At 55.9% G+C, this 23,049-nt stretch carries 19 protein-coding genes; 14 read left to right on the top strand and 5 right to left on the bottom strand.

What is annotated here, in order from left to right; genetic code table 11:
• Positions 1-6: 6 nt before the first annotated feature.
• Both G5574_RS09255 and rlmM read left to right on the top strand, forming a co-directional pair.
• Complete coding sequence (locus tag G5574_RS09255) at positions 7-402, top strand: DUF423 domain-containing protein (RefSeq protein ID WP_014605150.1); 396 nt, start codon at positions 7-9, stop codon at positions 400-402.
• A complete protein-coding gene (rlmM, locus tag G5574_RS09250) occupies positions 395-1,495 on the top strand; it encodes a 23S rRNA (cytidine(2498)-2'-O)-methyltransferase RlmM (protein ID WP_164482529.1) in 1,101 nt (366 codons plus the stop codon). Before G5574_RS09255 ends, rlmM begins: the two co-directional genes overlap by 8 nt.
• A gap of 39 nt (positions 1,496-1,534) precedes the next feature.
• Here rlmM and xni read toward each other — a convergent pair whose 3' ends face one another.
• The 3 genes from xni to queF all read right to left on the bottom strand — a co-directional run bounded on the left by xni (position 1,535) and on the right by queF (position 4,706).
• Positions 1,535-2,293, bottom strand: coding sequence for a flap endonuclease Xni (xni, locus tag G5574_RS09245; protein ID WP_006120779.1), 759 nt, complete (start codon positions 2,291-2,293; stop codon positions 1,535-1,537).
• A 33-nt stretch (positions 2,294-2,326) separates the two neighbouring features.
• Positions 2,327-3,691 (bottom strand): nucleotide 5'-monophosphate nucleosidase PpnN, encoded by a 1,365-nt coding sequence (gene ppnN / locus G5574_RS09240; RefSeq protein WP_006120778.1) that lies wholly within the window; start codon positions 3,689-3,691, stop codon positions 2,327-2,329.
• Positions 3,692-3,860: 169 nt separating this feature from the next.
• Positions 3,861-4,706 (bottom strand): NADPH-dependent 7-cyano-7-deazaguanine reductase QueF, encoded by an 846-nt coding sequence (queF, locus tag G5574_RS09235; RefSeq protein WP_033739575.1) that lies wholly within the window; start codon positions 4,704-4,706, stop codon positions 3,861-3,863.
• 61 nt (positions 4,707-4,767) lie between these two features.
• On the opposite strand from queF, the gene syd reads away from it, so the two are divergent.
• The 4 genes from syd to G5574_RS09215 all read left to right on the top strand — a co-directional run bounded on the left by syd (position 4,768) and on the right by G5574_RS09215 (position 7,461).
• Positions 4,768-5,316: a SecY-interacting protein gene (syd, locus tag G5574_RS09230; protein WP_006120776.1), complete on the top strand. Its 549-nt coding sequence runs from the start codon at positions 4,768-4,770 to the stop codon at positions 5,314-5,316.
• A gap of 577 nt (positions 5,317-5,893) precedes the next feature.
• A complete protein-coding gene (locus G5574_RS09225) occupies positions 5,894-6,223 on the top strand; it encodes a YqcC family protein (RefSeq protein WP_006120775.1) in 330 nt (109 codons plus the stop codon).
• The gene (gene truC / locus G5574_RS09220; RefSeq protein WP_054633223.1) at positions 6,223-7,002 is read left to right on the top strand and encodes a tRNA pseudouridine(65) synthase TruC; all 780 of its coding nucleotides are present in this window, start codon (positions 6,223-6,225) and stop codon (positions 7,000-7,002) included. The genes G5574_RS09225 and truC overlap by 1 nt, the downstream gene beginning before the upstream one ends.
• A gap of 12 nt (positions 7,003-7,014) precedes the next feature.
• Positions 7,015-7,461 carry a flavodoxin gene (locus G5574_RS09215; RefSeq protein WP_033739574.1) on the top strand — a complete coding sequence of 149 codons (447 nt, stop codon included), beginning with the start codon at positions 7,015-7,017 and terminating at the stop codon, positions 7,459-7,461.
• Positions 7,462-7,548: 87 nt separating this feature from the next.
• Here the strand turns inward: G5574_RS09215 and garD are convergent, their stop codons facing one another.
• The gene (garD, locus tag G5574_RS09210) at positions 7,549-9,108 is read right to left on the bottom strand and encodes a galactarate dehydratase (protein WP_058708952.1); all 1,560 of its coding nucleotides are present in this window, start codon (positions 9,106-9,108) and stop codon (positions 7,549-7,551) included.
• Positions 9,109-9,618: 510 nt separating this feature from the next.
• Between garD and G5574_RS09205 the strand changes: the two genes are divergently transcribed.
• The 6 genes from G5574_RS09205 (at position 9,619) to G5574_RS09180 (ending at position 16,590) form a co-directional block, all read left to right on the top strand.
• On the top strand, positions 9,619-10,962 hold the full coding sequence (locus tag G5574_RS09205; RefSeq protein ID WP_164482528.1) for an MFS transporter: 1,344 nt from the start codon (positions 9,619-9,621) through the stop codon (positions 10,960-10,962).
• 9 nt (positions 10,963-10,971) lie between these two features.
• A complete protein-coding gene (locus tag G5574_RS09200; RefSeq protein WP_054687115.1) occupies positions 10,972-12,318 on the top strand; it encodes an enolase C-terminal domain-like protein in 1,347 nt (448 codons plus the stop codon).
• Between the two features lie 10 nt (positions 12,319-12,328).
• Positions 12,329-13,660: a glucarate dehydratase gene (gudD, locus tag G5574_RS09195; RefSeq protein ID WP_033739568.1), complete on the top strand. Its 1,332-nt coding sequence runs from the start codon at positions 12,329-12,331 to the stop codon at positions 13,658-13,660.
• Positions 13,661-13,706: 46 nt separating this feature from the next.
• Complete coding sequence (garL, locus tag G5574_RS09190; protein ID WP_033739566.1) at positions 13,707-14,477, top strand: 2-dehydro-3-deoxyglucarate aldolase; 771 nt, start codon at positions 13,707-13,709, stop codon at positions 14,475-14,477.
• Between the two features lie 18 nt (positions 14,478-14,495).
• Positions 14,496-15,380, top strand: a complete 885-nt coding sequence (gene garR, locus G5574_RS09185) for a 2-hydroxy-3-oxopropionate reductase (RefSeq protein WP_162286004.1) — start codon at positions 14,496-14,498, stop codon at positions 15,378-15,380.
• 73 nt (positions 15,381-15,453) lie between these two features.
• Complete coding sequence (locus G5574_RS09180; protein WP_006120767.1) at positions 15,454-16,590, top strand: glycerate kinase; 1,137 nt, start codon at positions 15,454-15,456, stop codon at positions 16,588-16,590.
• A gap of 52 nt (positions 16,591-16,642) precedes the next feature.
• Here G5574_RS09180 and barA read toward each other — a convergent pair whose 3' ends face one another.
• Entirely contained in the window at positions 16,643-19,372 is a 2,730-nt protein-coding gene (barA, locus tag G5574_RS09175) for a two-component sensor histidine kinase BarA (protein ID WP_039338376.1), read from the bottom strand.
• Positions 19,373-19,459: 87 nt separating this feature from the next.
• Here barA and rlmD point away from each other — a divergent pair, with 87 nt between their 5' ends.
• Positions 19,460-20,779, top strand: coding sequence for a 23S rRNA (uracil(1939)-C(5))-methyltransferase RlmD (rlmD, locus tag G5574_RS09170; RefSeq protein WP_164482527.1), 1,320 nt, complete (start codon positions 19,460-19,462; stop codon positions 20,777-20,779).
• A 32-nt stretch (positions 20,780-20,811) separates the two neighbouring features.
• Positions 20,812-23,043, top strand: coding sequence for a GTP diphosphokinase (gene relA / locus G5574_RS09165; protein WP_006120764.1), 2,232 nt, complete (start codon positions 20,812-20,814; stop codon positions 23,041-23,043).
• Positions 23,044-23,049 lie beyond the last annotated feature (6 nt).

Genomic DNA, 23,049 nt, shown 5'->3' with positions numbered 1-23,049 from the left:
ACATTCATGTCCAGACGTGCCATGTTTATTTTTGCGGCCATCAGTGGGTTTTTCCTGGTGGCATTTGGTGCTTTTGGTGCTCATGTGTTGAATAAAACGCTGGGAGCGACTGAAATGGCCTGGATTCATACCGGGCTGGAATACCAGGCTTATCATACGCTGGCTGTGCTGGGACTGGGAGCGGCGATGCTTTATCGCTGTAATATCTGGTTCTACTGGAGCAGCGCCTCTATGGCACTGGGTACCGTATTATTCAGCGGCAGCCTCTATTCCCTGGCGCTGTCGCACTTAACGTTTTTTGTTTTTATCACGCCAGTCGGGGGGCTGTTCTTCCTCGTTGGCTGGCTATTGATGTTGATTGGCGCACTGCGTCTTAAAACCAAGGCAGAACGCCATGAATAAAGTTTTACTGTATTGCCGCGCTGGCTTTGAAAAAGAGTGTGCGGCGGAAATTAGTGCTAAAGCCGCCGAGCGCAATATTTACGGCTTTCCTCGGGTTAAAGAGGATGCAGGTTATGTCCTGTTTGAGTGCTACCAGCAGCCCGATGCGGAGAGACTGATCCGCGAGTTGCCGTTTGAGCAGTTGATTTTTGCCCGTCAGATGCTGGTTGTTGGCGAACTGCTGCGGGATCTGCCCCAGGACGATCGTATTTCCCCCATCGTAGGCATGTTAAGCGGCGTGGTGGAAAAGGGCGGTGAACTGCGTGTTGAAGTGCCGGACACCAACGAAGCCAAAGAGCTCACCAGGTTCTGCCGCAAGTTTACCGTCCCGCTGCGCGCCAGCCTGCGTGAGAGCAAAATCCTGCTCAACTATGAAAGCCCAAAACGCCCGGTCGTGCATGTGTTCTTTATCGCCCCCGGCACCTGCTACGTCGGGTATTCACTGCCGGAGAACAACTCACCCTTTTATATGGGCATTCCGCGTCTTAAGTTCCCGTCTGATGCGCCGAGTCGGTCCACGCTTAAGCTGGAAGAGGCCTTTCACGTTTTTGTTCCGGCCGATGAGTGGGATGAACGTCTGGCCAGTGGAATGTATGCCGTCGATTTGGGGGCCTGTCCAGGCGGCTGGACCTATCAACTGGTACAGCGCAGCATGATGGTTTACGCCGTGGATAACGGGCCGATGGCGCCCAGCCTGATGGAGACTGGCCAGGTTTTTCACGAGCGTGAAGACGGTTTCCGTTTCCGTCCGCCCCGCACCAACATCAGCTGGCTGGTCTGCGACATGGTGGAAAAGCCGGCTCGCGTGGCGAACCTGATGGCGGACTGGCTGGTCAACGGCTGGTGCCGCGAAGCCATATTTAACCTGAAACTGCCCATGAAGAAGCGCTACGAAGAAGTCACGCAGAATCTGGCCATGATCGAGCAGCGACTCAATGAAAATGGCGTTAACGCGCAGATTCGGGCACGTCAGCTTTATCACGATCGTGAAGAAGTGACAGTGCACATTCGTCGCATCTGGGCCGCTGTCGGTGGCCGCCGCGACGAGCGTTAACCCTGCAGACCGGGCGCGATTGTGCCCGGTCTGATATGATTAGCCGCCATGGTAACGCAGTAAATTCAGATTCCCTTCCAGCACCAAATCCTGTTTCAGCCGGGCCACATCGCGGCTGATCAGCGCCATCTCCTGTCCGGCCTGTAACTTATTACGCCATTTGGTCGGCACCTGATCCAACTGCTGATACAGCGATTCCAGCGAACCAAACTGCTGTAGCAGTTCCCGGGCGCTTTTGGGTCCAATGCCTGCGATGCCGGGAATTTTACTGCTGCTGATGCCGCATAATCCCCAGTAGTCAGGCAGCAACGCGGGTGCAACGCCGAATTCGGCTTCAATAAAAGGCACATCCAGCCAGCGCTTTTGAAAATAGTCACGGATGCGAATCGTCGGTGCCAGTAACTGGCAGTAACCTTTGTCGGTTGAAACGATGGTCGCCTGATGACCTGCCTGCGCCATTTTGACCGCCAGCGTCGCCGCCAGATCGTCGGCTTCATCCTGGTCGGCTATCCAGCAACTGACGCCCGCGTTTCGAAAGGCGTCCTTCAGCGCGGGCATTTCGGCCTGCAAATCGTCGGGCATCGGTGGGCGTCCACTTTTATAGTCAGGCAACAACTGATGCCGCCATCCCTGATGGCGGGCTTCACCATCAAACACCGCCACCACGTGCGTCGGCCGCGTGTGCCCCAGAAGCTGACGCAGCGCGCCTACGCAACTGTCGACGCAGGGCGAGCCTTGTACCGCATGCAGGCGACGAATTAAATTGAGGGCGTCAACAATGAGTAAGTGAAGAGACATAAGATATGGGCAGCCCGCAGGCTGCCTCCAGATTTACTTGATGATTTCGTAGCACGGAATATAGGCAGTGCCGGGCAGTTTCATACGTTGCTGCGCCACAAAGCCCTGTAGCAGTTCATCCATGCGGTGCATGATGTCGGCATCGCCGTGCAGTTTGTAAGGACCTTTTTCGCGGATTTCGCGAATGCCCATCTCTTTGACGTTTCCTGCAACAATCCCAGAGAAGGCCCGGCGCAAATCCGCCGCCAGTTTTTCTGGAGCCTGGTTTGTGTAGAGATTGAGGTTGGCCATATTTTCATGCGTTGGCATAAACGGCACCTGCAGATCCTGAGCAATACGCATTGACCAGTTAAAACTGTAGGCGTCACCGGTTTCACGGCGATGCTCTTTCACCTGCGGCATGGCTTTTCTCATCAGACGGGCAACTTCAGCAGCATCGTCAATGATGATCTGATAATGCTTACGTGCCTGCTCGCCGAGCGTGCTGACAATGAAGTCGTCCAGTACGCGGAAATAATCGGCGCTCTCTTTCGGGCCGGTCAGAATAAGCGGCAGAACCTGATGCGCGTTCTGTGGATTCATCAGAATGCCCAACAGATAGAGGAACTCCTCTGCGGTGCCCACGCCGCCCGGGAAGATGATGATGCCGTGCGCGATGCGCACAAAGGCTTCCAGGCGCTTTTCGATATCCGGCATGATGATAAGTTCGTTCACCAGCGGATTCGGTGGCTCAGCCGCGATAATAGACGGCTCAGTTAACCCGATAAAGCGGCTGTCACGATAGCGCTGCTGGGCATGGCCCACGGCGGCACCTTTCATCGGCGCTTCCATCACGCCCGGTCCACAACCGGTACAAATGTTCAGCTCACGCAGCCCCAGTTGCGTGCCCACGTTGCGACAATACTGGTATTCCACCGCGTTGATCGAGTGGCCACCCCAGCAGACAACGGTATTGGGATATTCACCCACATGCAGGGCGCGGGCATTGCGCAAAATGGAAAACACCGTGTTGGTGATGGTGGCTGAGTCGTTGTCCTCTTCGCAGGGTAAACGCCCCGAGCTGGCGAGCTGGCCATTGACAAACAGGATGTCGCGCAAGACGGCAAACAGGTTGGCCTGGAGTGAACGGATGATACGACCGTCGACGAAGGCTTCTTCCGGGGGATTGATCAGTTCCAGCTTAACGCCGCGCTCACGGCGCAGTACGTTGATGTCGAAGTTCTCAAAACGCGACAGCAGTTCATGGCTGCTGTCAGTCTGACTGCCAGAGTTGAGTACGGCGAGCGAGCAGTTACGGAAAAGTTGATACAAATCGCTGCTGGCCGTGCGCTTCAGCATATCTACTTCCAGTTGGGAGAGCAGATCCATAGAGCCAAGAGGGCTGACATGTGTAATCAAATGAACTCCTTTGCACCCGCTGGGGTGATAACTGACACTGCAAATGCAGTGACCAAAATCCCTGGTTGGCAACCCGCAGGTTACCGCCCTGTCCAGAGTAGCCTTGTCGGCAAGGTTTGCTCAAGTGGAACCGTATGCGCGTTTAACAGTCTGAGAAAGGATTCGCAAACTATTGACGAACCAGACGAGAATGGCCCGGCGTAAAGGGCACATTACTGCGCCACGGATTGATATCCAGTCCACCCCGTCGCGTGTAACGTGCGTAGACGGTCAGCTGTGATGGCTGACAAAAGCGCATCAGGTCGTTGAAAATACGCTCCACGCACTGTTCATGAAACTCATTATGCTGACGAAATGAAACGATATAGCGCAGCAGAGCTTCACGATCGATGCGCGGGCCCTGATAGCGAATCATTACCGATCCCCAGTCAGGCTGATTGGTGATCAAACAGTTGGATTTAAGCAGATGGCTGACCAGCGTTTCTTGCACCTGTTCCTGACCGGCGGCGTCGATCAGATAATCGGCATTGAAGCCGTAATCTTCAATCTCGATGTCCTGCTCATCAATGCAGGTGCCCGCAAAGTGGCCGACAGGCTGACCTTCGATCTCCTGTAAGCGAAACAGCGCCACACGGACATCGCCCTCGGCACAGGCGCGCAGGTCCTGCTCCAGCGTCTGGCGTACCTCGGCCCAGTCTGTAAATCGCGTCTGGTTAAAGCTGTTAAGGTAGAGCTTAAAACTCTTTGATTCGATAAGATTACGGCTCCGGGCATCAAGCTCGACTTCGCCCACGGCCACCTGGGGCACGCCTTTGCTGTTGAGCCATGAGAGTTCATAGAGCGTCCAGATATCACTGCCCGAGAACGGCAAATTATCGGGATAAAGGCCCAAAGGCTCGCGATTCATGCTGCGCGGCACGGCCTGTAATAAGCTGTTGTCATAGCGATCGTGATACGCTGTAGGCTTGCCCAGCGTCAGGTTGCTCAGTGCCGGGTCCGGCTGGTAAGAAGACATAACGGTTACCACTAGAGTCATCAAAGTGAGTAAGTGTAACCTATCAGAAGTGAGAATTTGAATGATGCAGCAAACCGCTGAAGCGTTAACGGATTTTACCACGCGCTACTGCCAGCACTGGCAGCAGAGCCGGGGCCATGCGCCAGCCAGTCGCGATCTTTATGGTATTCCTTCCCCCTGTTTGCTGGAAAACCGTGATGAGTGTGCGCTCTGGCAACCGCAACCCTTTACACTACCGCCCTCGCTGGAGGCGGTTGAGCGGGCGCTGGAGATTGCGCTGCAACCGCAGATTACGGCCTTTTATACGCACCAGTTCGCGGGGGACATGCAGGCCATGTGGCAGGACCACAGGCTAACGCTGCTCCAGGTCTGGAGTGAAACCGACTTTGTCCGGCTGCAGGAAAACCTGATCGGGCACCTCGTCATGCAGCGGCGCCTGAAGCAGAATCCAACACTGTTTATTGCCACCACTGCGTCAGAAGAGAACATTATTTCCCTGTGCAATCTGAGCGGTGACATCATCCTTGAAACGCCCGGCCAGAAGAAACGTATTACGCTGGCATCGGATATCTGTACTTTTCTTAATAATTTACAACCGCTTAGTGATTAATTGCAGAGATGTGCCGCTTCGCGTGTGAGAGATCTCTTACATGCCGTGTGAGAGATCGCCATATTAGCGAAACGGTGAAGTAGCGGCCGAGATGTAAAAATATTGTAAATCATTAACTTATTAGCACCGCTGTTCAATCTCTTGAACAGGATCGCGTTATAACGTGTTTTAACACCTTGTGCCCTGAGGCTTTTCTTAAGAGAATAGGTCTCGCTGACAGGACGTCATGGACAGCAGGAACCGTCAGGAAGACGGTAGCCAGGAGGCAGGAACGTAATGCTGTTACGTCACAAGGAAGGCTTCAGGACGAAGCAGGACACTCAGGAATGAGTTAAGGGACACCTCCAGGATGGAGAATGAGAGCCCCTCGGACGAGGCGGTGGGCCAGGAGGCTAAGGAGTGATCAGGATGATTCGCGGAAGGACTACGCACGGGAAAAGTTGTCAAGGATGAGCAGGGAGCATTAACGTAGCAGGAGAGCTGCAAACGAACCGGGAGCACTGTTTAATACAGTGCTCCCTTTTTTTGTGCCTGCGGGTTATCCTTGCCGCCCCTTTTTATTCGTCAGAGGTGAGGCATGACGTCAGAACAGTTTATTATGCAACGGCTTGAACAGCTCGAAGCCGTCATGCGTGAGCACGATCTGTGGCAGGTGGACGCGCCAGACGAACAGGCTTTCGCAAGCCAGCAACCTTTTTTCCTCGACACGATGCAGCCGCTGGAATGGTTGCAGTGGGTCCTGATTCCACGGGTGCAGATGCTGATTCGTGCGGGCCAGGCATTGCCAAAAAATTTTGCGGTTGCCCCCTATTTTGAAATGGCGTTAACGCCGGTTCAGCCGGGGCGCACACTGTTGTTGCTGACCTTACAGCAGCTGGATGCATTGCTGCAGGATGACCCGGTCTGATGCTGGAAATCATTTATCAGGATGCGTGGCTGGTCGCGGTGAATAAGCCCGCAGGCTGGCTGGTGCACCGCAGTTGGCTTGATCGCCATGAAACCCGGTTTGTGATGCAGACGGTACGCGACCAGATAGGCCAGCATGTTTTCACGGCGCATCGGCTGGATCGTCCCACATCAGGCGTGCTGCTGATGGGGCTGTCCAGTGAGGCAGGCCGCCTGCTGTCCCAGCAGTTTGAGCATCACCACATGGAAAAGACCTACCATGCCATTGTGCGCGGCTGGCTTGAAGGCAGTGACAGGCTGGATTATCCGTTGGTGGAAGAGCTGGACAAGATCGCGGACAAATTTGTCAGCGAACCCCGTGCGCCGCAGCCGGCGGTGACCGATTACGCCGCACTGGCAACGGTAGAAATGCCGGTCGCCATCAGTCGCTATCCCACGGCACGTTACAGCCTGGTTGAGCTTAAACCGCAAACCGGGCGGAAACATCAACTCCGTCGGCACATGTCCCATTTGCGTCATCCCATCATCGGCGATTCGGCCCACGGGGATTTACGCCAGAATCGTGGTGCGGCTGCGCACTTTGGGGCCAGCCGTTTGATGCTGCATGCCAGCAGCTTATCCCTTAACCATCCTGTGACGGGCGAACCGCTGCTTATTCGTGCCGGGCTCGATCCTGTCTGGCAACGGGTGATGGAGCAGTTTGGCTGGCAGGCCTGTATTCCTGATGTGCCACGGGTTGAGTTTCTCGCAGGCTCAGGTCAGGATAGCGTTCCGGAATAAAGGGGAAAAGAAATGGCAAAGATTGGGATTTTTGTAGGCACCGTCTATGGGAACGCCTTACTGGTTGCAGAAGAAGCTGAGCCGTTGTTGCAGCAGCAGGGCCATGAGGTAACGATTTTCGAAGATCCGACACTGGCCGACTGGCAACACTATGCCAGTGATGTCGCTCTGATCATCACCTCGACCACCGGTCAGGGCGATTTTCCGGATACGATTTCCGGCCTGTTTCATGCTATGCAGGATAAGCTGGGCCATCAGCCCACGCTGCGTTATGGCGTGATAGCGTTAGGCGACAGCAGTTATGAAAATTTCTGCGGCGCAGGCAAGCGTTTTGATGCATTGCTGCAGGCGCACCAGGCGAAGCGGATCGGTGACGTGTTGCTCATCGACGCCACCGAAAATCCGGAGCCAGAGTCGGTAACGTCTCCCTGGGTTGAGCAGTGGGGCAAACAGCTCTGACTGTACAGGGTGGGGGAAGACGGCACCCGCGTGGCTGACATGCGCGCCACGCGGGTGTCAGCACGGCCTGTCTGCATAAAAACGGCATCAGGTGATCGGTGCGGGATTAAAGACCGCCAGCTGATTGCGGATGCCCCAGCGGTCTGACCAGGTTTGTTTCCGGCCGCTGGCAATGTCCAGAATTAATGTAAACAACCGCCAGCCAACCTGCTCGATGGTTTCTTCGCCCGTGGCAATCGTACCGGCGTTAATATCCATTAAATCATGCCAGCGTTCAGCCAATGCGGTACGGGTCGCCATCTTAATCACCGGAATGGCCGCCAGGCCGTAAGGCGTTCCCCTGCCTGTTGTAAAAACCTGTAAGGTGATGCCTGAGGCCAGCTGCTGCGTGCCGCAGACAAAATCGCTGGCGGGCGTGGCGGCAAAAATCAGCCCTCGTCGTGTTGGCCGCTGTCCCGGCGACAGCACTTCCACAATCGGGCTTCGGCCTGATTTGGCAATCGAGCCTAATGCTTTTTCCACCACGTTGGCCAGTCCGCCTTTCTTGTTGCCGGGCGAGGGATTGGCGCTGCGGTCCGTTTTGCCTTGATCGAGATAGCGATCATACCAGGCCATTTCCTCAATCAGTCGCTGGCCCACGGTCTGGTCAACCACGCGTGGCGTCAGCAAATGAATGGCATCCCGTACCTCCGTGACTTCAGAAAACATTACGGTGGCTCCGCAGCGTACCAGCAGATCAGCGGCGAAGCCGACGGCGGGATTCGCGGTCACGCCCGAAAACGCGTCGCTGCCGCCACACTGCATGCCAACCACCAGTTCAGAGGCCGGGCAGGTTTCGCGCTGGCGTTGATTAAGGCGGCTCAGGTGGCGCTCTGCGACCTGCAAAATGTCATCCACCATGGCACCGAAGCCCACCCGGCTCTCGTCCTGCAAACGCACAATATCCGCATCGTCCAGCGAGATGGGCTGTACGTCAGGCGTGCCGGTCAGCAGGCGTTCGGGTTGTAACTTTTCGCATCCCAGACTGACCACCATGATTTCGCCGCCGAAATTGGCATTCAGGGCCAGATTATGAACGGTTCGGATCGGGATCACCGCCGCGGGGGCATTGATCGCCACGCCACAGCCATAAAGATGATTCAGCGCCACCACGCCATCAACGTTGGGATAGCGGGGCAGTAAATCACGCTCAATGATTTGCACCACATAATCCACCACGCCCGCGACGCAGTGCACGCTGGTGGTGATTCCCAGCAGATTACGGGTGCCCACGCTGCCGTCGGCGTTGCGATAGCCCTCAAACGTATAACCGTCCAGCGGCGGTAACGCCGGCGGCACATTATTCGCTAAAGGTAAATGCGCTAAGTCCGGGGCGTCCGGCAGAGCAATTAGCGATTCGTCGATCCAGCTCCCCTGGGCGATATCACGCATGGCCAGCCCAATCACCTCGCCATAGCGCAGTATGGGCTGCCCATCAGGAATAGCCTGCAGCGCCACCTTGTGTCCCTGGGGGATATGCTCGGTCAGAGTTAAGCCATCACGAAACGTGGTACCGGCAGGCAGTCCCTGGCTGTTAACCACAATGGCCACGTTATCGTTTTCATGAACTTTGATATAGAGCGGTTGTTCGTTTGACAGGGGGATCATCGCTCACCTTCCAGTGCGTCGCGCCTTATTTCTGTGGCGCATTCATTATAAGAAGTCAGATGTCACAGGTTCAGTATTTGCCACCGTCAGTATAAAGAGGGGTTCTCACCTGCACATTGTGCAATTGACCTACATTCAGCCTTCAGAGACGGCCGTTTTCATGTCTTTTTACCAAATCAAGTGAAGATTCTCACAAAGCCGGCGATCGTCGGGCGTAGGAGCTGGCTTTGGGTGAGGAATACCAAAATACGTGAAATGCGCCGCAGTGTTTTATGCAATAGCCCAAAAAAGCACGATTCCTTCTCCTTATTCCAGGGAGATATTCCAATGTCACCGTGAAACCCACTTCTTATACTGATTTCCGTTTCCCCGGTCAGGTTATATGTCACGCCGCGTGAGCAATTTGCCAATAAAAAAATCGCCGTGTTTAACCTACATCTCTCTGATACCCAACGCGATGTGTATGCAGTCAGAGCGAATGTCACTTTCGCTATTTTTCAGGAGTGCATCATGAGTAGTTTTCACCAGACGTCAGAGGCGGTCCAGAAACGGACAAATGCACGCTACTGGATTGTGGTCATGTTGTTTATTGTGACCTCATTCAACTACGGCGACCGGGCGACGTTATCCATCGCTGGCTCCGCGATGGCAAAGGATATTGGCCTCGATCCCGTGGGCATGGGTTACATCTTCTCGGCGTTTTCGTGGGCCTATGTTATTGGACAAATCCCCGGCGGCTGGCTGTTGGATCGCTTTGGGTCCAAACGCGTCTATTTCTGGAGCATCTTCCTCTGGTCGTTATTTACCTTGCTGCAAGGTTTCGTGGACCTGTTCAGTGGTTACACCATCGTGATGGCGCTGTTTATGTTGCGCTTTATGGTGGGGCTGGCAGAAGCACCTTCATTTCCGGGTAACAGCCGGATTGTGGCCGCCTGGTTTCCGGCTCAGGAGCGCGGTACCGCCGTGGCCATTTTCAATTCTGCCCAGTATTTTGCGACCGTGATTTTCGCACCCATCATGGGCTGGCTGACCTCCGCAGTCGGTTGGGCTCATGTCTTCTGGTTCATGGGGGGACTGGGCATCATCCTGAGCCTTATCTGGCTCAAAGTGATTCACGATCCCAGCGATCATCCTAGCGTTAATCAGGCGGAACGGGAATACATGGAGCAGGGCGGTGCGCTAATCAACATGGATCAGAAAAGCGAAAAGCAAAACGTCAGCTTTCGTGACAAGCGGTTCCAGATCAAACAGCTGCTGCAGTCACGCATGATGATCGGTATCTATATTGGCCAGTACTGCATCAACGCACTGACCTATTTCTTTATCACCTGGTTTCCGGTTTATCTGGTTCAGGCGCGCGGAATGTCGATTCTTAAAGCCGGTTTTGTTGCCTCCGTACCGGCACTGTGCGGCTTTATTGGCGGCGTGCTGGGTGGCGTGATCTCCGACTGGCTGATGCGCAAAACCGGTTCCCTGAACATTGCCCGCAAAACGCCCATTGTGCTCGGGATGCTGCTCTCGACCTCTATGGTGATATGTAACTACGTTGAAACCGACTGGGTTGTGGTGCTGTTTATGGCGACGGCCTTTTTTGGCAAAGGCATTGGTGCGTTGGGCTGGGCGGTGATGGCCGATACCGCGCCGAAGGAGATCAGCGGTCTGAGCGGCGGCCTGTTCAATATGTTTGGTAATGCGTCCGGTATTATCACGCCTGTCGCGATTGGCTACATCATTGCCTCGACCGGATCGTATAACGGTGCGCTGGTATACGTGGGTATCCACGCCTTTGTCGCGGTACTCAGTTATCTGGTGCTGGTGGATAACATCAAGCGCATTGAGCTGAAAACCCGCTAAGGAGCCTGTATGAATACGCAATCCACGCCCGTTATCACCGCTATGCAGGTTGTGCCGGTGGCCGGTTACGACAGTATGCTGCTCAACATTGGGGGGGCACACAATGCCAGTTTTACCCGCAACATTGTGATACTGACGGACAGTGCGGGTCATACCGGGCTGGGTGAGGCACCGGGAGGCGAGACCATTTATCAGACCTTGCTGGATGCCGTACCGCAGGTGACAGGTCAGCAGGTCGCCTGCCTGAACCGGCTGGTACAGCAGGTGCATCGGGGCAATCAGTCTGCGGATTTCGAGACCTTTGGCAAGGGCGCCTGGACGTTCGAACTGCGCGTAAATGCGGTTGCGGCGCTGGAGGCCGCGCTGCTGGATCTGCTGGGGCAATGTCTGGGCGTGCCGGTCGCCGAGCTGCTGGGACCGGGTAAACAACGCGATGCGGTCACGGTGTTGGGTTACCTGTTCTATATCGGCGACCGGCGCAAAACCGATCTGCCTTACCTCACTGGTGAGAACGCGCAGCATGACTGGTATCGGCTGCGTCATCAGGAAGCCCTGAGCAGTGAGGCCATCGTCAGGCTGGCGGAAGCGGCTCAGGATAAATACGGATTTCACGATTTTAAACTCAAGGGCGGCGTGCTGCCGGGCGAACAGGAAATCGCGACCGCGCAGGCGTTGAAAAAACGCTTTCCCGCTGCGCGTATCACCGTTGATCCTAACGGCGCATGGCGGCTGGACGAGGCGATCCGGCTGTGTAAAGGCATGCAGGATGTGCTGACCTATGCAGAAGATCCCTGTGGTGCGGAGCAGGGCTATTCCGGGCGTGAGGTGATGGCGGAGTTTCGGCGCGCGACGGGCCTGCCGGTCGCCACCAACATGATCGCCACCAACTGGCGCGAGATGCAGCATGCACTGATGCTCAACGCGATCGATATCCCGCTGGCCGATCCCCATTTCTGGACGCTGAGCGGTGCCGTGCGGGTCGCTCAGCTGTGCGATGAATGGGGACTTACCTGGGGCTGTCACTCCAATAACCACTTTGATATTTCCCTGGCCATGTTTACCCATGTCGGCGCTGCGGCACCCGGTAACCCCACCGCGATAGACACGCACTGGATCTGGCAGGAAGGCGACCAGCGCCTGACGAAAAACCCACTGCCGATTCAGCAGGGAAAAATTGCAGTGCCCACTGCACCGGGCCTGGGCATTGAACTGGACTGGGCGCAACTGCGACGGGCAAACGAACGCTACAAATCACTGCCAGCGGGCGGACGTAATGACGCGACGGCCATGCAGTACCTGGTTCCCGGCTGGACATTTGACCGTAAACGCCCGGCTTTTGGCCGGGCCTCTGCTTAAGGGATAACAGATGAACACGACACCGAAGATCACCGCCATGCAGGTCATTCCGGTCGCCGGCTATGACAGTATGTTACTGAACCTGAGCGGCGCCCATTCACCTTTCTTTACCCGTAATATCGTCATCCTTGAAGATAATGCCGGCAATACGGGCCTGGGAGAAATCCCCGGCGGCGAAAAGATACGCCAGACGCTGGAAGAGGCTGCCGCGCAGGTGGTGGGTAAAACGGTGGGTGAATATAAAAATATCCTGAATCTGGTGCGCACGTCTTATGCCGATCGGGATGCCGGTGGGCGCGGTAATCAGACGTTTGACCTGCGCACCACCATTCACGTCGTCACCGGCATCGAAGCCGCGCTGCTGGATCTGCTGGGACAGCATCTGGGCGTGAATGTCGCCTCACTGTTAGGGGACGGGCAGCAGCGCGACAGCGTCGAGATGCTGGGTTACCTGTTTTACGTCGGCGACCGCCGAAAAACCACCTTGCCTTATCAGAATCAGGACAGCGAGACCTGTGACTGGTATCGCCTGCGTCATGAGGAAGCGCTCACGCCTGAGGCCGTGGTCAGGCTGGCCGAAGCAGCCTATGAAAAATACGGCTTTAACGACTTTAAACTGAAAGGCGGTGTGCTGAACGGCCATGATGAGGCGGAAGCGATCGCTGCGCTGGCGAAGCGTTTCCCCCAGGCGCGTATCACGATCGATCCCAACGGGGCCTGGTCGCTTGAGGAGGCCATCGCGCTAGGTAAACAGCTTAAAGGTGTGCTGGCCTATGCAGAGGATCCCTGTGGCGCAGAGCAGGGCTACTCCGGACGCGAAGTTATGGCCGAATTTCGGCGCGCCACCGGCCTGCCTACCGCCACCAATATGATCGCTACAGACTGGCGTCAGATGGGACACACCTTGTCTTTACAGTCAGTCGATATCCCGCTGGCCGATCCGCACTTCTGGACGATGCAGGGATCCGTGCGCGTGGCGCAAATGTGCCATGAATTTGGCCTGACGTGGGGTTCCCATTCCAACAACCATTTCGATATTTCCCTGGCGATGTTCACGCACGTTGCGGCCGCCGCACCGGGCACCATCACCGCCATTGATACGCACTGGATCTGGCAGGAGGGCAATCAACGGCTCACAAAAGCGCCTTTCCAGATTGAAGGTGGCAGGGTGGCAGTGCCGCAGAAGCCGGGCCTGGGTATTGAGCTGGACAGGGAGCGGGTGATGCAGGCTAATGCGCTTTATCAAAAGCATGGCCTGGGTGCCCGTGATGATGCACAGGCCATGCAGTTTCTGATTCCGCAGTGGACGTTCGATCACAAGCGTCCGTGCCTGGTGCGTTAACGTTTTTGGGCTTCCTGCAGGAAACCCGTTTCACAGGAGTAAAACCATGAGTAATACAGCCTGGCGCAATGAATTTCGCCATCGCCTGCTGGCAGGTGAAACCCTGATTGGCAGTTGGTGTGCCCTGGCGAATCCCCTTTCGACCGAAGTCCTGGGGCTGGCCGGATTTGACTGGCTGGTGCTGGACGGCGAGCACGCGCCTAACGATATCACCACCTTTGTGCCTCAACTGATGGCGCTGAAAGGCAGCAATAGTGCGCCGGTTGTGCGTCCACCCTGTAACGAGCCGGTGATTATTAAACGCCTGCTGGATATTGGTTTTAACAACATTCTGGTGCCCTTCGTCGAGAACGAAGACGAGGCCAGACGTGCGGTCGCCTCGACGCGTTATCCGCCCGCGGGGATTCGCGGCGTATCCGTTTCACATCGCAGCAATATGTACGGCACCATGCCAGCGTACAACAGCACTATCAACGACAACATTACGGTGTTAGTCCAGATAGAAACGCAGCAGGCCGTGGACAACATCGATGCTATCGCGGCCGTTGAGGGCGTGGACGGGATCTTTGTCGGACCGGGCGATCTGTCCGCCGCGCTGGGTTATCTCGGCCAGCCTGCGCACCCGGCGGTATTGCCCGTTATCAAACACATCTTTGAACGGGCAAAAGCTGCCAACAAACCCAGCGGGATTCTGGCGCCGGTCGAGGCCGACGCCCGCCGCTACCTCGAGTGGGGCGCGACCTTTGTTGCTGTGGGTAGCGATCTCGGTGTTTTCCGCAGTGCCACGCAGGCGTTGTGTGACAAATTTAAAACGTAATCATCCAGGAGAGACGCAATGAAAATTGGCTTTATTGGCCTTGGGATTATGGGCAAACCTATGAGTAAAAACCTGCTGAAGGCGGGTTATTCACTGGTCGTGCGGGATCATCATGCCGAAAACGAGGCCGAGCTGGTCGCGCTGGGTGCGACAACGGCCAGCAACGCGAAAGAGATTGCCGGGCAGTGCGATGTGGTCATCACCATGGTGCCGAACTCGCCGCAGGTCAAAGAGGTTTGTCTGGGTGAAAATGGCATTATAAATGGGGCAAAACCCGGTCTGATTGTCATCGATATGAGCTCAATCGCCCCACTGGCAAGCCGGGAAATCCATGATGCGCTGGCGGCAAAACAGATCCGTATGCTGGATGCGCCGGTCAGCGGCGGCGAACCCAAAGCCATCGAAGGCACGTTGTCGGTGATGGTGGGCGGCGATAAAGCGGTGTTTGACCAGTGTTACGACATCATGAAAGCCATGGCGGGCTCGGTCGTGCATACCGGCGATATCGGTGCCGGTAACGTGACCAAGCTGGCCAATCAGGTGATTGTGGCGCTGAATATTGCCGCGATGTCAGAAGCGCTGTCACTGGCGACCAAAGCCGGTGTCAATCCGGAGCTGGTCTATCAGGCTATACGTGGCGGTCTGGCAGGAAGCACCGTGCTGGATGCGAAAGCGCCGATGGTGATGGACCGCAATTTTAAACCCGGCTTTCGTATCGATTTACATATTAAAGATCTGGCTAACGCACTGGATACCTCACATGACATTGGTGCTCCTCTGCCACTGACAGCGGCGGTGATGGAGATGATGCAGGCACTGCGTAACGACGGACAGGGAACCGCCGACCACAGCGCGCTGGCCTGCTATTATGAACAGTTAGCAAACGTCGAAATTTCGCGCTAAGGGTTGCCCGGTATCTGCGGATGCCGGGCGAATGTCCTTCCCTTACCGTCAAACCATACCGCCTGGATTGCTTATGAAAATCGTCATCGCACCGGATTCATATAAAGAAAGTCTCTCTGCCCTGGATGTGGCGTCGGCAATCGAAGCGGGATTTCGCGAGATTTTCCCCGATGCGCATTATGTGAAAATACCGGTCGCTGATGGCGGTGAAGGCACGGTTGAAGCGATGGTCGCTGCAACCCAGGGAAAAAAGATCAGGTTACAGGTGACCGGTCCACTGGGGGAACCTGTGGAGGCGTTCTATGGGGTGTCGGGCAACGACGAGACCGCCTATATCGAGATGGCCGCCGCCAGTGGCCTGGAGCTGGTCCCGGCGGCGCGGCGCGACCCATTGATTACCACTTCGTTTGGCACAGGTGAACTGATCAAAAACGCGCTGGATAAAGGGGTAAAGCACATCATTATTGGCATTGGTGGCAGCGCCACCAATGACGGCGGCGCAGGAATGATGCAGGCGCTGGGGGCGCGTTTGCTGGATAAGCAAGGTGAAGAGATTGGCCCTGGCGGCGGCGCGCTGCCGCATCTGGCCCGCATTGATATTTCCCGCCTGGACAGCCGTATCCGGGCGTGCCGTTTCGAAGTGGCCTGTGATGTGACCAATACGCTGACAGGCGATGACGGTGCGTCGGCGGTCTTTGGCCCGCAAAAGGGCGCAACACCTGAACGGGTGGCACTGCTCGATAAGGCGCTGACGCACTATGCTGCGATGATTCAGCGCGATCTGGGCATGGATGTCCTGCAGGTCAGCGGTGGCGGTGCCGCAGGGGGAATGGGGGCCGCGCTGTATGCATTTTGCCAGGCGGCCCTGCGCCCCGGTATTGAAATCGTTACAGAAGCGCTCGGGCTGGCGGCGCAGTTGCAGGACGCCCAGCTGGTGATTACGGGCGAAGGGCGCATAGACAGTCAGAGTATCAATGGCAAAGTGCCGATTGGCGTCGCGAAAGTTGCAAAGCGGTTTGGTCTTCCGGTGATTGGCATTGCCGGTAGCCTGACGGACGATGTCGGCGTCGTTCATCAACATGGCATTGATGCGGTATTCAGCGTGCTATACCGTATCTGTTCGCTGGATGAAGCGCTGGATGGCGCACGCAACAATGTGCGGCTTACTGCACGCAATGTGGCGGCCACCCTGAAAATCGGGGGTTTTTAAACGCTAATTTGGGGGCCCCTGGCGTTCAGGGGCCTGCTGACTGACCGGCCTTTCACGGCATAGCGAGCACGCGGCGCGCCTGTCTGGCCACATTTTCCATCTCATCCTGCAGCTCCAGCAACTCCGGCTCCAGCGCCTCAATATCACTGGCCTGATGCAGTTCTTTTTCCAGTTTACGACAGAGTTGCTTCATCCGCGGTACGCCGCTGTAACTGGCGCTGCCGTGAAGTTTATGGATAATTTCCCGCAAGGCAACCGCATCGTTTTCAGCCATATACTGTACGATCTTAGCGTGCACTTCCGGCAAAAATTCCAGCAGCATTCGCAATAAATCCCGCGCTAAATCAGGTTTGTTGGCCGCCTGACGTAACGCCAGTTTCCAGTCCAGCGTGGGCAGGATCTGGGGAACCTCAGGCACAGCGCTGGCCGGGCTGGGCATATAACGCGTCAACACCTGACTGAGCTTATTTTCATCAATAGGCTTAGCAAGATAGTCGTTCATGCCGGCCCGGATCAGGTGCTCACGTTCACCATCGATCGCGTGCGCGGTTACAGCGACGATCGGCGTGTTGGCATGGTTTGGCAGCGTGCGGATAATTTCACTGGCGCGAATGCCATCGATGTCGGGCATCTGGATATCCATTAAAATCACGTCCAGTGCTTGCCGGTGGGCGACGTGGATGGCCTGCTCGGCGTTATTGCACAGGATGCTGTGCTCAACCTGTTCTTCCAGCAGTGCGCCGATCAGCTTGAGATTCGCAGGATTATCATCCACCGCCATGACGGTTAACGGCAGACGCGGCGAGGAAGAGGCATCGTTACTGTGGCGGGCATGCAGCTCCAGCAGCATGGGCAGTAAACGCGTTTGTGAGACAGGTTTGGCAATACAGCCGTCAATACCGCGTACTTTTAGCTCATCGGCCAGCAACATCATTGGGCTTGGCAGCGCCATGATGACCTGATCGGCGCGTTCCAGCAGCGAATTGATAAACCGGCTTTCCAGCACCTGCGACTGGCTGGCATCGACAGGCATCGCCATCAGCAACAGGGGATAACGCGGCTGACTCAGGCCTTCCAGCGTTAAGCTGTGCTCTACCTGTAACGGCGTCGCGCCTAAAATCTCGACGACTGCGCTGGCAACATCGGGATTCGCTTCCACATAGGCCATGCGGGTGTTCGATAGTGCGTCAAGGACGCGCGGCATACTCGGTGCATTCGGATTGAGATCAAGTTTCACGCGCACCCAAAAGGTGGAACCGTGATTCTGGCGGCTGACGAAGGTGATCTCCCCGTTCATTTCCCGCACCAGTTTCTGGGTGATCACCAGTCCCAGCCCCGATCCGCCGTGGCGACGGGAAATGCTGGCATCCGCCTGGCGAAAAGCCTGAAACAGCTGCGCCTGCTGTTCTTCGGAAATGCCTATCCCCGTATCACGCACCTGAATCTCCAGCTCAACCTGGGTTGCCGTAAGGGTATGTTGCTCAACCCGTAAATTGATGGTGCCTTTTTCGGTGAACTTAATCGCATTGCCCATCAGGTTAATCAGGATTTGCTGCAGGCGAAGCGCGTCACCGATCACGTTGTCGGGGACGTTGTTATCGCATACCACCGTCAACTCCAGCTTCTTTTCGTGGGCCGATGGGGCCAGCAAAACCAGCGTTTCATCCAGCGTGGCGCGAAGCGGGAAAGGAATGGATTCCAGCATCAGCTTTCCGGCTTCCAGCTTCGAGAAATCCAGTACGTCATTGATAATCGACAGCAGGTTATTGGCCGAACGTTCAATCGTCAGCATATAGTCACGCTGGGTGGTGCGCAGCGGCGTTTTCAGCATCTGACGGGTAAAGCCCAGCACGCCATTCAGCGGCGTGCGCAGTTCATGGGACATGTTCGCCAGGAATTCGGATTTGATGCGGGCAGCTTCCTGGGCACGTTTTTTGGCCAGATCCAGCTCAACGTTTTGAATTTCGAGCTGCTCCAGCGTTTCCCGCAGGTCCCAGGTCGCCTGATCGATGTTGTGCTGCATCTCTTCGTGGTAGGCGGTAAGCGACATCGCCATGGCATTGATCCCATTCTTCAGGATGCTCAGCTCGCCCAACATGTGGCCTTCCACCCGGCTGTCCAGTTGCCCACGGCGAATCCGGTCAACGGTGCTGACCATATTGCGAATGGGGCCGGTAACGTCCCGCATCAGGCGATAGGCAAACAACATGGCAATACACAGGCAGAACAGCAGCATCAGGGTGGCAATAAAGACTTCCCGGTATTGCTGTAAACGCACGGACTGCAAATCCAGCTCTATCGCCACGTAGCCCAGCGGATTCCCGGCGGGCTTGGCATCCTGTCCGGGCAATTCATCCACGGCGTAACGCTCGGAGGTGATGGGTTTGCGCAGGATCAACAGGTTGCCGCTGCCCTCCAGGGAAACATCCTCGGGCAGCGCCTGAATCGCCTGCTTTGTCTTCAGGCTGAGGTTTTGGTTGGTGTTGGAGGTGACGTAGAGCTGGTTATTATCATCAAAAACAGAAATGGCCCGTACAATGCCGGAATGGCGGCGATGGAGTAAACTCACCAGTTCACGCAGCGCATCACGATTGTGCCAGGTCATGCTGTATTCTGTGGAGACCGCCAGCGGTTCAATGATATTTGCCCCCGCCTCAATCACCTGGCGCTGTAATTCATTGTAGCGATGCACCACAAAAAATGAGCTGAGCAGCAAGCCTACCATTAGCGTAGGCGCCAGGATTAAAATCATCATTCGCGCCCGCAGGCTGTATTTAGTCATAATCGTCGCCTGCTGTTTCGGCCTGAACGTCCCTGTGCACGTCGCTTAAATGGATGCACATCGAATTTAAAGAGAAAGAACTACACTATGGCGCAATTTTATTCCGCAAAACAGCGCGTGACGACCCGAAAAAGGCTGACCGTCACTATCGAAGACCTGGATCCTTTCGGTCAGGGCGTGGCCCGGCACAAAGGAAAAACCCTGTTTGTCGCGGGTGCGCTGCCCGGCGAACAGGCGGAAGTCACCCTGCTGGAGGAGAAGCGCCAGTATGCTCGCGCCAAAACAGAGCGTCTGTTGAACCACAGCCCGTCACGGGTTGAACCTCGCTGTCCGCATTTTAGCCGCTGTGGCGGCTGCCAACAGCAACATGTTGATGAGCCGCTACAGCAGCAGAGTAAAGCGCGTGCGCTGGCACGAATGCTTACTCAGGCAGCAAAGCAGCCGATCACGGTGGATGAGATCATCGCCGGTCCTGCCTGGGGCTATCGCCGCCGTGCACGCCTTGGCCTGCAGTGGCACAGCAAAACACAGCAGCTCCAGATGGGCTTTCGCCAGGAAGCCACCAACGATCTGGTCGATATCCAGCAGTGCCCCGTTTTGGCGCCCCAACTTGAGGCGCTGATTATTCCGCTGCGCAATTGTCTCACTACGCTTAATGCTGTCAACCGTTTAGGCCATGTCGAACTGGTGCTGGCTGATAACGGGCCGGTGATGTTATTGCGTCATCTGGATGCATTAACTGCTGACGATATGGCAAAACTGGAACGGTTTTCGCATCAGCATCAGCTCATGCTGTTTTTGGATGATGGCGGCGAGGCACTGCGCGCAATCAGTGAACAACGCCCGTTTTATCATTCACACCAGCTTACGCTAACCTTCAGTCCACAGGATTTTATTCAGGTTAACGATACGGTGAATCAGCAGATGGTCGCCAGGGCAATCGCGTGGCTGGATTTACAGCCTGAGGATCGTGTGCTGGACCTGTTTTGCGGCATGGGAAACTTTACGCTCCCTGTAGGAAAAACGGTACAAAATGCCGTAGGTGTGGAGGGCGTTGCAGCATTAGTCCAGCAGGCAGAGTATAATGCTGAGGTCAATGATCTTAAAAACGTCAGATTTTTTCAGCACAATCTGGAAGACGATGTTTCGCGTCAGCCCTGGGCGACGCAAGGCTTTAATAAGGTGTTACTCGATCCGGCGCGGGCCGGGGCGGCGGGTGTCATGTCCCATGTCGTCAAACTATCACCACAGCGTGTGGTCTATGTGTCGTGTAATCCTGTAACACTCGCGCGTGACAGCGAAACACTGTTGTCGGCGGGCTACCAATTGGAAAGGGTCGCGATGCTGGATATGTTTCCGCATACCCGTCATCTCGAATCCATGGTGCTGTTCAGAAAAAAAACATAAGTGTCCGGCAGGGGCGCTGTGCAGGAGAGGATATGGTTGCGGTCAGAAGTGCACATTTAAATACGGAAGGGGAATTTGCCCTCGACCAGTGGATCGCCAGTCTTGGCGTGGCTAACCCGCAATCATGTGAACGTCTTGCTGAAACCTGGCGCTATTGTGAGGCGCAGACGCAAGGCCATCCCGACCAGTCGCTGCTGCTGTGGCGCGGTATTGAGATGGTGGAAATCCTCTCAATGCTCAGCATGGACATTGAAAGCCTGTGCGCGGCACTGATTTTCCCGCTCGCCAATGACGAAGTGGTCAGCGAAGAAGAGCTGGAAAAAACCGTCGGCAAAGGCATCGTTTCGCTGGTACATGGCGTGCGCGATATGGATGCGATTCGCCAGCTGAAAGCCATTCATAACGATTCAATGGCCTCAGAGCAGGTGGATAACGTGCGCCGCATGCTGCTGGCGATGGTGGAAGATTTCCGCTGCGTGGTGCTCAAGCTGGCAGAGCGCATTATGAACCTGCGCGAGGTGAAGGATGCACCGGAAGACGAACGCGTTCTGGCCGCCAAAGAAAGCACCAATATTTACGCGCCGCTGGCCAACCGGCTGGGCATCGGCCAGCTGAAATGGGAGCTGGAAGATTACTGTTTCCGCTATCTGCATCCCGAAGAATACAAGCGCATTGCGAAACTGTTGCACGAACGTCGTATCGATCGTGAGCAATATATCGATAACTTTGTCGTTAACCTGCGTAAAGAGATGGCGAAAGAGGGCGTTCGTGCCGAAGTATACGGCCGTCCCAAACATATCTACAGTATCTGGCGCAAGATGCAGAAAAAATCGCTCGCCTTTGATGAGCTGTTCGACGTGCGCGCGGTGCGTATTGTGGCTGAGCGTTTACAGGACTGCTATGGCGCGCTGGGTACGGTACATACGCTGTACCGCCATTTGCCCAGTGAATTCGACGATTACGTCGCTAACCCAAAGCCTAACGGCTATCAGTCCATTCATACGGTAGTGCTGGGACCGCAGGGTAAAACCGTTGAGATCCAGATTCGTACGCGTCAGATGCATGAGGACGCGGAACTCGGCGTCGCGGCACACTGGAAATACAAAGAAGGCCCGTCGTCCAGCCATGCCCGTGGGGCGGCAGGCCATGAAGAACGCATTGCCTGGTTACGTAAGTTGATCTCCTGGCAGGAAGAGATGGCCGATTCCGGCGAGCTGCTGGAAGAGGTCCGCAGTCAGGTGTTTGATGACCGCGTCTACGTCTTTACCCCGAAAGGCGATGTGGTCGATTTGCCCGCCGGTTCTACGCCGCTGGACTTTGCCTACCATATCCACAGCGATATTGGCCATCGCTGCATCGGTGCCAAAATCGGTGGGCGCATCGTGCCCTTTACCTATCAGTTGCAGATGGGCGACCAGGTTGAAGTCATCACACAAAAACAGCCGAATCCGAGCCGCGACTGGCTGAACCCGAATTTAGGATTCATCACTACCAGCCGTGGCCGCGCCAAAATTCACAACTGGTTCCGTAAGCAGGATCGCGATAAAAATATTCTTGCCGGTCGCCAGATTCTGGACAACGAGCTGAACCAGATGGATATCAGCCTGCGTGAAGCCGAGAAGCTGCTGCTGCCGCGCTATAACGTCACCTCGCTGGACGAGTTACTGGCCGCCATTGGCGGCGGGGATATTCGTCTGCACCAGATGGTGAATTTCCTGCAGGCCAAACTTAATAAGCCGACGGCGGAAGAACAGGACCGTGAAGCCCTGCGTCAGCTGACGCAAAAATCGCACGCGCCGTCTGCCCGCAAGGAAAGTGGTCGCGTCGTGGTGGAAGGGGTGGGCAACCTCATGCATCATATCGCACGCTGCTGTCAGCCTATCCCGGGCGACGATATCGTCGGCTTTATCACCCACGGACGCGGTATTTCCATTCACCGTGCCGACTGCGATCAGCTGTCGGAGCTGATCTCCAACGCGCCAGAGCGCATCGTCGATGCCGTATGGGGCGAAAGCTACTCCAGCGGCTATTCGCTGGTGGTGCGCGTCACGGCTAACGATCGCAGCGGGCTGTTGCGCGATATCACCACGATTCTCGCCAACGAAAAGGTCAACGTGCTTGGCGTATCGAGCCGCAGCGATACCAAAAAACAGCTCGCCACCATTGATATGGACATCGAGATTTACAATCACCAGGTCCTGGGGCGCGTGCTGTCTCGCCTCAATCAGGTACCTGACATCATCGATGCCCGCCGCCTGCACTAACCTGTC

The sequence above is a fragment of the Pantoea stewartii genome (genome assembly GCF_011044475.1).
In the GTDB taxonomy this organism is placed as follows: domain Bacteria; phylum Pseudomonadota; class Gammaproteobacteria; order Enterobacterales; family Enterobacteriaceae; genus Pantoea; species Pantoea stewartii.
Note: the sequence above shows the minus strand (reverse complement) of the source record. Positions and strands in the feature narration are given on the sequence as shown.